Below are 15,693 nucleotides of genomic sequence, written 5' to 3' on the forward strand. Positions count from 1 at the left end.
GCGCCGTCAGGCCGCGAGGCGCTTCGCTCCTGACCCGGGCGTGCTCGCGGTGGCGCTCAGGCAGGCGGGTACGTGACCCGCAGGGTCGCGGCGGCCGTGTCCGCGCCGACGACGAGCCCGGTCCGGGTCTCGCCGAGCAGACGCTCGCGCCAGTCGTCGCCGTCCAGCGTGACCACCGTGGCAGGGTCCTCGGGGGCTGCAACCCGCGCCCCGGAACGCACCTCGGCGGCCGCGTCGAAGAACCCGCTCACCGGTTCGCCCGCCTCGAGGGCGTCGGCCAGGGCCGTGAGGTCGCCGACCGCGCGCCGCAGTACGGGCACGACCCCTGCCGCGTTGTCGACGACCATCGCCTCCGTGCGGCGCGGGTGCGTCCCCGCGACGCGCGTGCCGTCGCGGAACGAGCCCGCGGCGAGGGCGAGCGCGAGGTCGCGCACGTCGGCACTCCCGACGAGGCCGAGGATCTCGGTCGCGAGGACGTGCGGGACGTGGCTCACGAGCGCGACCGCGGCGTCGTGCACCGCGGGCGTGGCGACGCGCGCGACGCCGCCGAGCGGTCCCGTGACGAGCGCAGCGACGCGCAGGAACGCGTCGCGGTCCGTGTCGGGCTCGATCGTGAGCGCCCACCGCGCCGCGTCGAGAAGGCTCGGGTCCGACGCCGCGTAGCCCGCCTGCTCGGTGCCTGCCATCGGGTGCGCACCCACGAAGCGCGAGGACAGGCCGGCCGCGCGCACGACGTCGACGACCGCGACCTTGACGCTGCCCGCGTCCGTGACGACCGTCGCGCCGCGCACGTGCGCGGCGACCTCGCCGATCACGTCAGCCATCGCGCGCAGCGGCGGCGCGAGCAGCAGGACGTCCGGCTCGGCGGCGCACAGGGACTCGATCGAGGCGTGCGGCACGACGCCGTCGCGCTCTGCCGCCGCGAGCGCGGGTGCGCTCGGGTTCCAGGCGTGCACCTCGAGGCCCTGCGTGACGAGCCGTCGGGCGACCGAGCCGCCGATGAGCCCGAGGGAGACGACGCCGACACGCCGCGCCGGGCCGGTCACCACAGCAGCCCCCGGTCCGCGTCCGCGGCGGGCGCCCCACGCTGGACCGACGCTGCGGGTACGCGCGAGTCGTCAAAGCCCGCGTCCGACGACGTACGGTCCGGGAAGACACCGAGCGTCTTGAGCGAGTCCCCCGCCTCGAGGAGCTGCTCGAGCAGGGTGCGGACGTGCGGCTCCCACGGCGCGCCGTCGAGCGTCACGACGAACACGTACGTGCCCTCCTGCGCCTTGAGCGGTCGCGTGATCAGGCTCGACATGTTGACACCGCGCTCGCCGAACGCCGCCGTGATGCGGGCGAGGACGCCCGGCCCGGTGACGTGCGGGGTGATCGCGAGCATCGTCCGCCACCCGGCCACCGCGCCCGAGGCACGTGCTGCCGCGAGCTCGGCGCGCGCGACGTCGCGGCGCGTGAGCGCGAGGAAGCGGGTACGCCCTCCCGCGAAGTCCTGCACCGCCGACGCGAGCGTGTGCAGGCCGTACAGCTCGGCGCACAGCGACGGACCGAGCGCGACCTGGTGCGGCTCGACGTCGCGGCACGCGGCCGCGTTCGACGACGCCGGGACCGGCCGCAGGCCGCGTGCCGCGATCCACGCGGCGCACTGCGCGAGGCCGTGCGGGTGTGCCGTCACCTCGGTCAGGTCGGTCGCGCCCGGGCGGGTCAGGGCGTCGAAAGAGATGTCGAGCGTGACCTCGTCGACGGCGACGACGTCGCGTGCGGCGACGATCGCGTCGAGCGACGGCACGACGTACCCCTCGACCGAGCTCTCGATCGCCACGACCCCCGTGCTCACCGCGCCCGACGCGACGGCGTCGTACACGTCGGTCACCGTCGCGAGAGGCACGGGCGTCCCGCGCTCCCCGAGCGCGAGCGCCGCGGCGTGCGTGAACGTGCCCTCCGGACCGAGGTACGCGAGACGAGCGGCCGCCGTGGTCGCGGTCTCGGAGGCCGCGACGGTCACAGCGGTCGCGCCCAGCGCGGCTCGACCGCGTCCGCACCCGGCGCGAAGTCGCTGCCTGCCATGACCGCGAGCACGCGGTGCGCGACGCCGTGGTCCTGGAGCGCGGCTCGCAGCCCCCGCAGCGCCGCGGAGCCGTCGCACCGGAACGACGCGAGGAAGAGGTGCGGTCCTGCGACGGACTGCTGCGAACGCAGGTGGTCGAGGTCGAAGCCGGCCCCGGCGATCAGGCCGAGCGTCGACTGCAGGGAGCCGCGGTGGTCGTCCCGCGGACCGAACGCGAGCCACACCTGCGCCGGCGCGGTGAAGTCGACGGGCGTGCTGACCGGCTCGACGAGCCCGAACCACAGCGGGGGCAGCTCGGCGAGGCGCTCAGACCCGGGCACCTCGTGGAAGCCCGCGGGGATCAGGGCGCGCTCGGCGACCGACCGTTCGACGACGATCGACCCGGCCTCCCCGGCGAGAGCGACGCGCTCCTCGAGCGGGGTGCGCGTCGGCACGAGGTGCGGGCTCGCGCCCATCGACCGGACGACGTGCCGGCAGTCGCGCATGGCCGCCTCGTCGACGACGACGTGGTCGCTCACCTCGGCGGCCCGGCTCACCCACACCCACTCCGGGGTGACCGCGACCGCCGACGTCACGCGCAGGTCGGGGGCAGCCGCGAGGAGCGCGCGCTCGAGCCCGTGGTCCGGCTGCGTCGGGTGCCCGATGTGCATGATCGCCCGCAGGTCGCTGATGCGGGCGACGGTCGCGAGGGCGGCCGTCATCGACCCGAGGTCAAGGACGTCGCTCAGCTCGTCGCGGTTGTGCGGGACGTCCCAGCCGCCGATCCGTGCCGCGGCGAGCACGTGCGCAGCCGACTCCCGTTCGCTCCGTCCGAGCATGAACGTCCTCCAGTTCGTGGGTCGCGCAGAGTCTAGCCGCGCGCGCCCTCAGTCCTTCTTCTTGTCCGAGGGCGCCTTGCCGCACACGACCGCGTTCTGCGGGTTGTAGCGCCACGTGCGCGGCTCGTCCTTGACCAGCTCGTCCCCGAGGTACACCTTGCGCGTGACCGTCACGGTGAACCCGGGGCTCCCGGCGCCCTGCGCGATGCAGCCGGGCGCCGTCGAGTACTTCGTCGTCGGGCTCACGACGCCGCTCCGGGGCGTCGTCGTCGACTCGACCCGGTAGTGCGGCGTGCTCCACGCACGGACGGTGACCTGGCCGTCCTTGACGTAGGCCTGCAGCAGGATGCCGTAGGGCGTGTCGTTCTTGAAGCGCATGTCGATCGACCCGACGTAGATCGTCGCCTCTCGCCCTTCCGGGTACCGGGAGAAGTAGTAGCTGTGCGGGCGGTGCTCGACGTCCTCGATGCCGAGCAGGTACCCGACGTTGTACGTCGTGGTCGCCATCTGCGACAGGCCTCCGCCGACGCCCTCGGTCAGCTGCCCGTTGTTGACGATGCCTGCGGCCTGGTAGCCGCCCTCGGCCGTGATCGGGCTGAGCGTCTCGGTGAGCGACCATGTCTCGCCCGGGAGGACGAGCTGGCCGGTGACGCGCTCGGCGCCGAGCTTGAGGTTGTGGATGCGCGCCGCAGAGCTCACCCCGAGCGGGGTCGAGAACTTTGCGACGACCTCCTTGATGCCGAGCGCCTCGAGCTTCTCCTTGCTCTCCTGCGCGTCGACGGGGACGAGCTCGACGCGCGCCGTGCGGTCGCCTCCTGTCGTGGCAGCCGCCAGGACGGCGGCAGCGAGGCCCTCGCGGTCGAGGCCGAGACCGGAGTCGCCGCCCTCGAGCACAGGCTTGCCCTTGACGAACACGAACTTCGCGTCGGCGGCCTTCTTCTCGAGGTCCGTCGTCCGGTCGATCACCGCGTCGGCGACGAGGTCCTTGTCGAGCTGCAGCTGAAGGTTGCCGTCCGCGGGGACGAAGCTTGCGGAGGACGCGAGCACGGAGATCGGCAGCTCGGCCTGCTGCCCTGCGACCTCGACGCGCACGGGCGCGGAGACGAGGCTGCGGCCGAGGGCGAGGGCGGCGTCCGTCTCCTCCTGCGTGACCGTCGGCTCGCTCGTGACGACGGGGAGGGCGAGGGGGCCGTCGGCCGTGAGCCAACCCGTCACGACGACCTCGCGCGCAGCCTCGACGTCGACGTCGGAGCCCGACGCGGCCGGGGTCGCCGAGACCTGGCCGTCCGCGAAGACGACCGCCCCGTCGACGGGCTCGACACGCAGCGCCTCGGCTGCTGCCGTGAGCTCGGCGTCGAGGGCGGCGTCGTCGACCGTGGTGCGCGGCGTCACGTCGTCGCCACCGACGAGCGTGTGCCACAGGTGTGCGGGCGACAGCCCGAACCCGACGAGGCCGTCGACCGTGCCCGCCGCGTCGAGCCCGAGCCCCGCACTCTCCGGGTCGATCTCCGCGGCGTTCCCGCCCGCCTCGACAGGGATGGGCGAGGTCAGGCGTTCCGCGAGCCCGGCCTCGAGGGCCGCGGTCGCGTCTTCCGCGCTCTTCCCGCCGATCTCGACACCCGCGACGGTCGTGCCGCGCGGGACCTTGTCCGCGACAGCCCACTGGCCGGCGACGTACAGACCGACGAGCACGACCAGCCCGATGCCCGTCCACATGAGGACCTTGGGGGTGCGGCTGCGGCGGGGCTCCTCCGGCTCGAACCCGTCCAGCGGGGACGCCTCCGGCCTGGTCGTCTCGTCGCTCTTCGCCATCACACGCGCCCCACTATCTGCTAGAACGTCCGCGGCGCGACTCCTGGCTCCCCGCAGGTACCGACGGACGTGTTACATCGTAAGGGCGCGCGGCGCCCGTTCCTCACGCGTCTTGCTGTGCGTCGCGATCTCGCCACGGGACCTCCGCGAACCATCGCCGGGGGGCGAGCAGCGGGGCGAGGACGGCGACGAGACCGCCGTAGACCCAGACGTAGCCGATCGTCGCGGCCGGAACGAGGACGTCGCCGCCCGGACCTCCTGCCGAGAGCAGCTGGACGGCGATCATCCACCCGGCGCCAGCCGCGAGGAGCGAGCCCGCCCCCGCCGCCGCCCGGGCGACCGTGCAGACCGCGAGCAGGGTCACGAGCGCGGCGACGACGCCCCACGGCGGCGCGCTGCGGTGGGCGATCGTGCCCACGAGCCCGACGATCGCACCGAGCACGAAGCACACGGCCCACGCGGTGAGGGCCCCCGGCGCGAACAGGGGGACGGCAGACACCGCCGGGCTGGTCGGTTCGGGCTTCCTGGTCATGTCCGTCACGCTACCGCGCGCACGCCGGGGACGGCCGCACCGGCCAGGACGCGCCTGAGGGCGCTCCGGTCACCCGCGAGGAGCGCATAGCCCTCGGTCGAGGGGATCGCTGCAAGGACGTCGTTGCTGAGCGCGTACGCCCCGAGGACCGTCGCGCCGTCGGGCGCAGGCGTCACCGCCTGCACCTGGGTCCCGTGTGCGCGCAGCGCGCCCGTCACGGCGCCGAGGACGGGGCGCACGTCGACCTCCAGCACGACGTCGCGGTCGTCGCTCGCGACCGCGGGCAGGTCCGCGTCGGGGTCGGGGGCCACGAGCCCCGCGGCGGCTGCGAGGTCGCGCGCCCACGTCTCGCCGGCGAGCGCACGCCGCTGGGCACGCAGGGCCTCGGTCGGGACGGTCGGGCACAGCAGCAGCGGCACGTCCGCGCCCGTCTCGGCGAGACGCGGGGCCGCGATCTCGAGCGCTCGCACGGTGATCTCGTGGGCCCGGACGTGGTCGGGGTGACCGTAGCCCCCGCCGGCGTCGTACGTCACGACGACCGCGGGCCGCTGCTCGACGACGAGCTCGGCGAGGTGCGCCGCTGCCGTGTCGAGCCGGACGGAGACGAGCGCTCCCGGCGGGACGTCGTCGGGCAGGCCAGCGGTGCCGGCGACGGCGCCGACCCATGCCATGCCCGAGTCCTCGTACCTGCTGCCCCCTCCCGGGGCGAGGGCGTCGAGGAAGTGGTGCTCCTGGACGCCCAGGACGGCGAGGGCTGCCGCGATCTCCTGCTCACGGTGCGCGGCGAGCGCAGGTCCGTCGCCCTCGAGGTGCGCGAGCGGCGCCCCGATGACCTCGCCACGCTCCCCGCGCGTGCAGGTCACGAGCGTGACAGGACGACCCGCCCGGGACCACGCCGCCAGGAGGGCGCCGTTCGAGAGGGTCTCGTCGTCAGGGTGCGCGTGCACCGCGAGCAGCCGCACGTCTCCTCCTCAGCGCCTCGCGGCGCGTAGCACGCGACCTCCGGCCCTCAAGAGGGCCGGAGGTCGCACGGGTGCCCGTCGTCGACGGGCGGTTCTCAGCTCTTCTTGTTGCGTGAGGCCGCGCGGCCACGCTCCGTCTGGTCGAGGATGACCTTGCGGATGCGCACGAACTCCGGGGTGACCTCGACGCACTCGTCCTCGCGGGCGAACTCGAGGGACTCCTCGAGCGTGAGGTGACGCGGCGGCACCAGGTTCTCGAAGTTGTCTGCGGTCGAGGACCGCATGTTCGTCAGCTTCTTCTCCTTGGTGATGTTGACGTCCATGTCCTCGTTGCGCGAGTTCTCGCCGACGATCATGCCTTCGTAGACCTCCTGCGTGGGGTCGACGAAGAAGGAGCCGCGCTCCTGCAGGTTGATCATCGCGAACGGCGTCACCTTGCCGGCGCGGTCGGCGACGAGCGAGCCCGTCACGCGGGTCTCGATCGGGCCGGCCCACGGCTCGTAGCCGTCGGCGAGCGAGGACGCGATGCCGGTGCCGCGCGTCTCCGTGAGGAACCGCGTACGGAAGCCGATGAGACCGCGGGCGGGGACGACGAACTCCATGCGGACCCAGCCGGTGCCGTGGTTCGACATCGTCTCCATGCGGCCCTTGCGCTGCGCGAGCAGCTGCGTGACGGCGCCGAGGTACTCCTCGGGGACGTCGATCGTCATGCGCTCCATCGGCTCGTTCCGCTTGCCGTCGATGAGCTTCGTGACGACCTGCGGCTTGCCGACGGTGAGCTCGAAGCCCTCACGACGCATCTGCTCGACGAGGATCGCGAGCGCGAGCTCGCCACGGCCCTGGACCTCCCAGGCGTCCGGACGCTCGGTCGGCAGGACGCGCAGCGACACGTTACCGATGAGCTCGGTGTCGAGACGGTCCTTGACCTGGCGCGCGGTGACCTTGTGGCCCTTGCCGCCCTTGCCCGCGAGCGGGGAGGTGTTGATACCGATCGTCATGGAGATGGCCGGGTCGTCGACCGTGATGAGCGGCAGCGGGCGCGGGTCGTCCGGGTCCGTGAGGGTCTCACCGATCGTGATGTCGGCGATGCCCGCGACGGCGACGATGTCGCCAGGGCCAGCCTGCTCGGTCGGGACGCGGTCGAGCGCCTTCGTCTCGAGGAGCTCGGTGATGCGCACGTTCTGGATCGTGCCGTCGTGGCGAGCCCACGCGACCGTCTGGCCCTTGCGGATCGTGCCGTTGAACACGCGCAGGAGCGCGAGGCGGCCGAGGAACGGCGAGGCGTCGAGGTTGGTGACGTGCGCCTGCAGCGGCGCGGACTCGTCGTACGTCGGTGCGGGGATCTTCTCGAGGATCGTGCGGAACAGCGGCTCGAGGTTCTCGCTGTCCGGGAGGCTGCCGTCGGCAGGCTGCTCGAGCCCCGCGCGGCCAGCCTTCGCGGCGGCGTAGACGACGGGGACGTCGAGGATCGCGTCGAGGTCGAGGTCCGGGACGTCCTCGTGGAGGTCGGACGCGAGACCGAGCAGGAGGTCGGTCGCCTCGGCGACGACCTCGGAGATGCGCGAGTCGGGACGGTCGACCTTGTTGACGACGATGATCACCGGGAGCTTCGCGGCGAGCGCCTTGCGCAGCACGAAGCGGGTCTGGGGCAGCGGGCCCTCGGACGCGTCGACGAGGAGCACGACGCCGTCGACCATCGACAGGCCGCGCTCGACCTCACCACCGAAGTCGGCGTGGCCGGGGGTGTCGATGACATTGATCGTGATGCCGTCGGGCTCGCCGAGCGCCGCCGCGGACGGACCGGTGTACCGGACCGCCGTGTTCTTGGCGAGGATCGTGATGCCCTTCTCACGCTCGAGGTCACCGGAGTCCATCGCGCGCTCGTCGACGTGGGCGTGGGCACCGAAAGCACCGGACTGGTGCAGCATCGCGTCGACGAGGGTGGTCTTCCCGTGGTCGACGTGAGCCACGATGGCCACGTTGCGCAGGTCAGAGCGCACAGACATAGAGGTACTCATTTCAGTGGAGGATGAGATCGCGTGCGTGCATCTCCGCTACGCAACGGTCCATCCTATCGCGAACGCAACCTGATCTTCTGTGACGTCCGTGACGTGAGCGGCTCTCCCGCTCGATCTGGGCCACCGCCGGCGTGGGACAGACGGCACGAGGCCCGGCGGACGTGCGTCCACCGGGCCTCGTGTCTCGCGCTCGTGCGCAGGCTCAGACCTCCGGGGCCTCCGGGCCGAGCTGGAGGCTCGCGCCGGGGATGGCGCCGAGCAGCTCGCGGGTGTACTCCTCGCGGGGCGAGTCGAACACCTCGTCGGTCGTGGCGTGCTCGATGATCCGCCCCTGCTTCATCACGCAGACCTCGTCCGCGATCTGCCGCACGACCGCGAGGTCGTGCGTGATGAACAGGTAGCTCAGGCCGAGCTCGCTCTGCAGGTCGTTGAGAAGCTCGAGGATCTGCGCCTGGACGAGCACGTCGAGCGCCGAGACGGCCTCGTCGCACACGACGACCTCAGGCTGCAGGGCGAGCGCGCGCGCGATCGCGATGCGCTGGCGCTGACCGCCGGAGAGCTCGTTCGGGAAGCGGCGCATCGTCGACTGCGGCAGCGCGACGAGGTCGAGCAGCTCGCGGACGCGGGCCTCGCGCTCCTTGGGCGTGCCGACCTTGTGCACCCGCAGCGGCTCCTCGATCGTGCGGTAGATCGAGTACATCGGGTCGAGCGACCCGTACGGGTTCTGGAAGATCGGCTGCACCCGGCGACGGAACGCGAAGAGCTCCTTGCGTCCGAGGGTCGACATGTCGACGCCGTCGAAGATGATCTTGCCCTCGGTCGGGTCGAGCAGGTTGAGCACCATGTTCGCGACCGTGGACTTGCCCGAGCCGGACTCGCCGACGAGCGCGACCGTCGTCCCCCGCTTGAGCGAGAACGACACGTCGTCGACGGCCTTGAAGTCGCGCGCACCCTTGGCGGCGCCGCGGATGTGGAACACCTTCGTGAGGTTCTCCACGACGACGACGTCGTCACGCTCGGTGGAGACGCCGTCGCCGCCGGTCTGGGCGAGGAGCTCCTTGACCTCGACGCCCGCAGCCTTGGCGCTCTGGATGCGGCGCGACGCGAGCGACGGTGCCGCCGCGACGAGACGCTTCGTGTACGCGTGCTGCGGGTTTGCGAGGATCTCGCGGGACGGGCCCGACTCCACGACCCGACCGCGGTACATGACGACGAGGTGCTCAGCGCGCTCCGCGGCCAGGCCGAGGTCGTGCGTGATGAAGAGGACGGCCGTGCCCAGCTCCGAGGTCAGGCGACCCAGGTGGTCGAGGATCTTGCGCTGCACGGTCACGTCGAGCGCCGAGGTGGGCTCGTCCGCGATCAGCAGCTTCGGGCGAGCGGCGAGACCGATCGCGATGAGCGCACGCTGACGCATGCCACCCGAGAACTCGTGCGGGTACTGGCGGGCGCGACGCTCGGCGTCGGGCAGGCCGGCCTCGGCGAGCAGGCCCGCCACGCGGTCCTTGCTCGACGCGACCGACGTGAGGCCCTCGACAGCGGTCGGGGCAGACGGCATGCCGAGGCTCTCGAGCACGACGACGGCCTCGAGGCGGGTCGTCGAGCCCGTCACGAGCCGGGCATCTGCCTCAGCCAGCACAGCTTCACGCTCGGCCTCGGGACGCGAGGCGAGCTCCTCCTTGAGGAGCGAGATGAGCGTGCGCTTCGCGTCGTGGCTCAGGAGCAGGTCGCCGCCCGCGAGCTGCAGGCCCTCGCTCTCGGCGAGGCCGAGAGCGAGCTTGCGCTGGGTGCCGCGGCTGACGTCGATACCGTTCGCGCGGAGACCTTCCTTGACCTGGAAACCGATCGACCAGACCGGGTTGAGGTTGGACATCGGGTCCTGCGGCACGAGACCGATGGACTTGCCGCGCAGCGCGACGATCTCGCGCTTGGACGCCTTGGTCACGTCCACGCCGTCGAACATGATGGACCCGGCGGTGACCTTTCCGGTCCCGGGGAGCAGGTCGATGATCGCGTGGGCGGTCGTGGACTTGCCGGAGCCGGACTCGCCGACGATCGCGACGGACTGGCCGGGGTAGATCGTCAGGTCGGCGCCGACGACGGCGTGGACGGGGCCACCGCGCGTCTGGAAGTCGATGCTCAGGTCGCGGATCTCGAGGAGCGGCTTGGCCGCTGTCGTGTCGTTCATCGCTTGCGCGCCTTCGGGTCGAGGGCGTCGCGCACGACGTCGCCCATCATGATGAAGCTCAGGACCGTCAGGGCCAGCGCCATCGACGGGTAGAACAGGATCGACGGCTGCGTCCGCAGGGAGACCTGAGCCTTGGAGATCTCCGCACCCCAGGACAGCACGGAGCCCGGGAGGCCGAGACCGAGGAAGGAGAGCGTGGCCTCGGCGACGATGAACGTGCCGAGCGACACGGTCGCCACGACGACGACGGGCGCGAGCGCGTTCGGCACCACGTGCCGGATGAGGGTCATCCACTTCGACACACCGAGGGACTTGGCCGCGGTGATGAAGTCGTTGTTCTTGACGCTCATGACGGCGCCTCGCGTGATGCGGGCGACCTGCGGCCATCCGAAGACTGCGAGGACCGCGATGACGCGCCACACGCCGCCGCCGGTGAAGACCTGGCCGACGACGATCGCGGCGAGCACGAGCGGGATCGCGAAGAAGATGTCCGTCAGGCGCGCGAGGAGCGAGTCGAGCCAGCCGCCGTAGAAGCCGGCGAGCGCGCCGATGATGCCACCCAGGAGGACGACGGCGAGGGTCGTGACCAGGCCCACCGTCACCGAGGCGCGCGCCCCGTAGATGACGCGGGAGTACACGTCGCAGCCCTGCCGGTCGAAGCCGAACGGGTAGCCGGGCGCCGGGTCGGCGAGCGACTTCGAGAGGTCGCAGTAGAACGGGTCGTTCCGCGTGAACAGACCCGGGACGAACGCGACGAGCGCGACGAGGACGATCAGAGCGGCGGAGACCCAGAACAGCGGGCGGCGGCGCAGGTCGTTCCACGCGTCACGCCACAGGCTCGAGGGCGCCTCCGTCTCGTCGACCTTGTCGACGACGGCGAGGGGGGTCAGCGCGGCGTCGGCGACGAAGTGGGCCTGGCCCGGACGCGGAGAGGTCATGTTCTGCTCAGGCATATCGGATCCTCGGGTCCAGGACCGCGTACAGCAGGTCCACGATCAGGTTGCCCACGATGTAGACGATCACGAGGATCGTCACAAAGCTGACGACGGTAGACGGCTCGCCCTTGATGATGGCGTGGTAGAGCGTCCCGCCCACGCCGTGGATGTTGAAGATGCTCTCCGTGACGATCGCACCACCCATGAGCGCACCGAGGTCCGCACCGAGGTAGGTCACCACGGGGATCAGCGAGTTGCGCAGGACGTGGACGTTGACGACGCGGCCGCGGGACAGGCCCTTGGCGGTCGCCGTACGGACGTGGTCGGCGGTGAGGTTCTCTGCGACGGACGTCCGCGTCAGGCGCAGGACATAGGCGAAGGACACGGCGCCGAGCACGATCGCTGGCATGAGGAGCGCCTTGACCGAGTAGTCGGCACCGACGGTCGCGGGCAGGAGCTGCCATTTCACGCCGACGAAGAACTGGAGCAGGAAGCCGATGACGAAGGTCGGCGCTGCGATCACGATGAGGCTGACGACGAGCAGCGAGGCGTCGAAGAACTTGCCCTTGCGCAGTCCGGCGATCAGGCCGAACAGGACACCGAAGACCGTCTCGATGACGAGAGCCATGAGCGCGAGCTTGAGCGTGACCGGGTAGGCGCCGGCGACGACGTCCATGACGGGCTGCCCGGAGAACGACTTGCCGAAGTCCAGCGTGAAGATGCCCTTGAGGAAGAGCAGGTACTGCACGATGAACGGCTGGTCGAGGTTGTACTGCGCCCTGATCTGCTCAGCGACGGCGGGAGACAGGCCGCGGTCACCACCCATCGCGGCGATCGGGTCGCCGGGCATCGCGAAGACCATCGCGTAGATGAGCAGCGTCGCGCCCAGGAACACAGGGATCAGCTGCAGCAGTCTTCGTCCGAGATATCGGACCATCGGTCTTTCCTTCCACACTTGCCGTGTCGTGCTGTCGGATCGACCTAGATCCGCCAGACGACTCTAGTAGACGCACGAGCCTCGAGGCGTCGACGCGCGCACGATCGCGTCGGGGCACGACCGTGGGGTGAGGGACTCGGTCCCTCACCCCACGTCGTCATGCGGAGGTCGGTCGGGCCGGACGCGTCCGGCCCGACCGACCTGAGATGTCACCGGAGGGTGATCACCACTTGCTGATGGCGTCGGCCTTGGCCCACAGCTCCTTGGCCTTCTCCGGGTTGTACGTGAGAACCTCGGAGCCCTTGAGCTTGTCGTTCCAGCCGGCGATGACCGGGGACGTGAAGTCCTTGGCCGGGGTGCGGGTGCCCTCGAAGATCGCCTTCGTGATGGCCTCACGGTCGATCGACATCGAGATCGCCTGGCGGCGGAGGATGCCCTCCTCGCCCGAGAAGTGCTCGAGCTTCTCGGGGATGGTGAAGGACTGGAACACGGCCGAGGCCTGGTTCACGGCGCGGCCGTTGAGGTCACCCTCGAACGTGGAGAACGCGCTGTCCGGGACGGCGTCGAGGACGTCGAGGTTGTTCGCGAGCAGGTCCGTGTACGCGGTGTCCTGCGACGTGTAGAACGAGAAGCGGATGCCCTTGTTCTGCGGCGTGCGGGGGCCGTCGTAGTCAGGGTTCGGCACGAGGTCGATCGACGTGTCGTGCTTCCAGCTGCCCTCCTTGACGATGTACGGGCCGTTGGCGATCGGGGCCTGGCCGTAGGCCTCCATGTCCTCGAACGCGACGGACGGCAGCGGCATGAACGCCGTGTAGCCCAGGCGCAGCGGGAAGTCAGCCTCGGGCTGCTTCAGCTTCACCGTGAACGTCTGGTCGTCGACGATCTTGAGGCCGGTGAGCTCGGAGTCCTCGTCGTACGAGAAGCCCTCGATCGACTCGAAGAAGTAGGAGCTCAGCTGGGCGTTCTTGAGGAGCGCGCCGTAGTTCCACGCGTCCACGAACGACTTCGCGGTGACCTCTTCGCCGTTCTGGAACTTGTGGCCAGACTTGATCTTGATGGTCCAGGTCTGGCTGTCGTCGCTCGTGATGGACTCAGCGAGCTCGTTCTGCGGGGAGCCGTCAGCCTTGTAGGACACGAGACCCTGGAAGATCTGGTCCATGATGCGGCCGCCGCCGGTCTCGTTCGTCATGCCCGGGACGAGGGGGTTCGCGGGCTCGGAGCCGTTCGCGAGGACGATGCCGTCGCCCTTGTCCTTCTTGACGGCCGAGTAGATCGGCTGCGAGTTCCAGCCGAACTCGACGTCGGTGACGTTCTCGGACGAGCCGCCCGTGACGTTCGAGTACCACAGCGGGATCGCGGGCAGGTCGGTGAAGAGCTGCTCCTGCGCCTGGTCGAAGAAGCCGTTGGCCTCCTCGACGGACTTCGCGGCGAGACCCTGGCGGAGGAGCCCGTCGAAGTTCTCGTTGCTGTAGTCACCGTCGTTGGAGCCAGCGCCCGTGCCGTAGAGCGGGCCGAGGAAGTTGTAGAGCGACGGGTAGTCCGCCTGCCATCCGGTGCGGAACGCGCCGGTCATCTTCCGGTCCTGGACGTCCTTGCGGAGCTCCGCGAACGTCGCGTACGGCTGGCCCTCGGCCTGGATGCCGAGCGTGTTCTTGATCGAGTTGGCGACCGCGTCGACCCAGGCCTGGTGGCCTCCGTCACCGTTGTACGCGATGGTGAACTTCGTGGTCGAGGTGCTCGTGGGGGCCGAGCTCGAGGTGTTGTCGCCGTCACCGCTGCACGCGGTCAGGGCGAGCGCGCCGACGGCGGTCAGAGCCACCGCAGCGTGCATCCGCTTGTTCTTCAATGTTCCTCCTCGTGGGGGTGGCCCCCCTCGGGCTTGGCGCTTGAGCGCCGAGGCACCGACAGCCATCGGTGCAGCCTGGGGCAGCCACGTACAGAACCAACTGTGGTTCTTGGAGACGGTACACAGCAAATCCGCTGATTAGGGGGCCCTGACCTCGTTCTGCGAGCCAATCGTTACAGTTCCGGGATATACGGTTCGTCCACACCGAGCCCCGACCGAGAGAGCGTGTGACGCCGCGACCTGCGCAAACGCGATCACGTCCCAGATGCCGGACGGTCGCATATCGCCTGGTAGCAATTTCGGAGAGAGACCTGGGTCACACCGCAACGGCGCTTCCGACAAAAGCCCAGGATGTGACCCTCACTATCTCAGGCATCGGACTGTTAACTTCATGTAACAGTTGCTCGTAGCAACGCTCAACCCGCCGCCTCCCCCTGCCCACCAGGGGCAAGCCACGACGACCCCCAGGGGAGCACGTGAAGATCTGCATCATCGGCGGTTCGCAGGGAACCGGCGCCCAGCTCGCCACGCACGCCATCGACGCGGGGCACGACGTCGTCGTGCTCTCCCGCCGCGGGACCGCACCCGCAGGCGCGGGCGGCTCCTCCGTGCAGCTCCCCCGCGCGATGCGCGGCATCACGATGCTCGCGCTCGCCAAGCCCCTCGCCGACCACGACGAACAGGAGGCCGCGGTCACGGGATCCGGCTTCGACTGGACGATCGTTCGTCCGAGCGGGCTCACAGACAAGCCCGCGACGGGCGCCTGGACCGCCCTCGAGGTCGGCCAGCCCGGCACGCTGCGCGGCACTATCCCGCGCGCGGACCTCGCTGCGTTCACGCTCAACCTCCTGACGGACGACGCCGCGCTCGGCAAGGCGTTCGGCGTCAGCTCGCGCTGAGGCCCCGCATGAACGTCGACGTCTCCACCGACCTCGGTCCCGGCCGCCTCGTCGTCGACTCAGCGACCGACGCCCGAGCGGTGCTCTGGCTCGGCCACGGCGCCGGCGGCGGCATCGACGCGCTCGACCTCGCAGCGCTCGCCGAGACGCTGCCCGCAGCAGGAGTCACGGTCGTGCGGTACGAGCAGCCGTGGCGCGTCGCCGGCCGCAAGGTCGCGCCTCGTCCTGCAGCCCTCGACGTCGGCTGGCTCGCCGCCGCTCCGCACGTCGCGCAGATCGCCGACGGGCGACCGCTCGTCGTCGGCGGCCGCAGCGCCGGAGCGCGCGTTACATGCAGGACCGCGCAGGCGGTCGCGGCGACCGGCGTCGTCTGCCTCGCCTTCCCCCTGCACCCGCCGGGCAAGCCCGAACGCTCACGTATCGACGAGCTGCTGCTGCCGAGCGTCCCCAGGCTCGTCCTCCAAGGTGATCGCGACACGTTCGGCACCGCCGACGACGTCCGCGCGGCACTCGCCACGGCCCCCACCGCCGACGTCCGCGTCACCGCGGTGCCGGGCGCCGACCACTCCATGAAGGTGCTCAAGTCCTCCCCTGTCGACGCGACCGCCGTCGCGCGGCGCGTCGTCGACGAGGTCCGCACGTTCGTCGAGTCGCTCGGCTGAGCCGTATGACGAGCGGGCG

13 protein-coding genes are annotated in these 15,693 nt (G+C 70.9%); 2 read left to right on the forward strand and 11 right to left on the reverse strand.

Going from position 1 to position 15,693, the window contains the following annotated elements:
- Positions 1–56 precede the first annotated feature (56 nt).
- The 11 genes from HF995_RS01790 to HF995_RS01840 form a co-directional block, all read right to left on the reverse strand.
- On the reverse strand, positions 57–1,046 hold the full coding sequence (locus tag HF995_RS01790; RefSeq protein WP_168446101.1) for a prephenate dehydrogenase: 990 nt from the start codon (positions 1,044–1,046) through the stop codon (positions 57–59).
- Positions 1,043–2,005, reverse strand: coding sequence for a prephenate dehydratase (locus HF995_RS01795; protein ID WP_168446102.1), 963 nt, complete (start codon positions 2,003–2,005; stop codon positions 1,043–1,045). Before HF995_RS01795 ends, HF995_RS01790 begins: the two co-directional genes overlap by 4 nt.
- Entirely contained in the window at positions 2,002–2,886 is an 885-nt protein-coding gene (locus HF995_RS01800; protein ID WP_168446103.1) for a hypothetical protein, read from the reverse strand. Before HF995_RS01800 ends, HF995_RS01795 begins: the two co-directional genes overlap by 4 nt.
- Before the next feature lie 48 nt (positions 2,887–2,934).
- A complete protein-coding gene (locus HF995_RS01805; RefSeq protein ID WP_168446104.1) occupies positions 2,935–4,698 on the reverse strand; it encodes a VanW family protein in 1,764 nt (587 codons plus the stop codon).
- 103 nt (positions 4,699–4,801) lie between these two features.
- Positions 4,802–5,230 (reverse strand): DUF6113 family protein, encoded by a 429-nt coding sequence (locus HF995_RS01810; RefSeq protein WP_168446105.1) that lies wholly within the window; start codon positions 5,228–5,230, stop codon positions 4,802–4,804.
- Between the two features lie 5 nt (positions 5,231–5,235).
- A complete protein-coding gene (locus HF995_RS01815; RefSeq protein ID WP_168446106.1) occupies positions 5,236–6,192 on the reverse strand; it encodes a PIG-L family deacetylase in 957 nt (318 codons plus the stop codon).
- A 95-nt stretch (positions 6,193–6,287) separates the two neighbouring features.
- Entirely contained in the window at positions 6,288–8,198 is a 1,911-nt protein-coding gene (gene typA / locus HF995_RS01820; protein ID WP_168446107.1) for a translational GTPase TypA, read from the reverse strand.
- A 214-nt stretch (positions 8,199–8,412) separates the two neighbouring features.
- Entirely contained in the window at positions 8,413–10,395 is a 1,983-nt protein-coding gene (locus tag HF995_RS01825) for a dipeptide ABC transporter ATP-binding protein (protein ID WP_168446108.1), read from the reverse strand.
- The gene (locus HF995_RS01830) at positions 10,392–11,348 is read right to left on the reverse strand and encodes an ABC transporter permease (protein ID WP_168446109.1); all 957 of its coding nucleotides are present in this window, start codon (positions 11,346–11,348) and stop codon (positions 10,392–10,394) included. Before HF995_RS01830 ends, HF995_RS01825 begins: the two co-directional genes overlap by 4 nt.
- Positions 11,341–12,267, reverse strand: a complete 927-nt coding sequence (locus HF995_RS01835; protein ID WP_168446110.1) for an ABC transporter permease — start codon at positions 12,265–12,267, stop codon at positions 11,341–11,343. Before HF995_RS01835 ends, HF995_RS01830 begins: the two co-directional genes overlap by 8 nt.
- A 223-nt stretch (positions 12,268–12,490) precedes the next feature.
- On the reverse strand, positions 12,491–14,098 hold the full coding sequence (locus tag HF995_RS01840) for a peptide ABC transporter substrate-binding protein (protein WP_168446948.1): 1,608 nt from the start codon (positions 14,096–14,098) through the stop codon (positions 12,491–12,493).
- A 491-nt stretch (positions 14,099–14,589) separates the two neighbouring features.
- Between HF995_RS01840 and HF995_RS14010 the strand changes: the two genes are divergently transcribed.
- Both HF995_RS14010 and HF995_RS01850 read left to right on the forward strand, forming a co-directional pair.
- The gene (locus HF995_RS14010) at positions 14,590–15,012 is read left to right on the forward strand and encodes an NAD(P)H-binding protein (protein WP_168446111.1); all 423 of its coding nucleotides are present in this window, start codon (positions 14,590–14,592) and stop codon (positions 15,010–15,012) included.
- Positions 15,013–15,020: 8 nt separating this feature from the next.
- Positions 15,021–15,674 (forward strand): alpha/beta hydrolase family protein, encoded by a 654-nt coding sequence (locus tag HF995_RS01850; protein ID WP_168446112.1) that lies wholly within the window; start codon positions 15,021–15,023, stop codon positions 15,672–15,674.
- Positions 15,675–15,693 lie beyond the last annotated feature (19 nt).

Origin of the sequence: Sanguibacter hominis ATCC BAA-789 (assembly GCF_012396185.1) — a bacterium.
Taxonomy (GTDB): Bacteria; Actinomycetota; Actinomycetes; order Actinomycetales; family Cellulomonadaceae; genus Flavimobilis; species Flavimobilis hominis.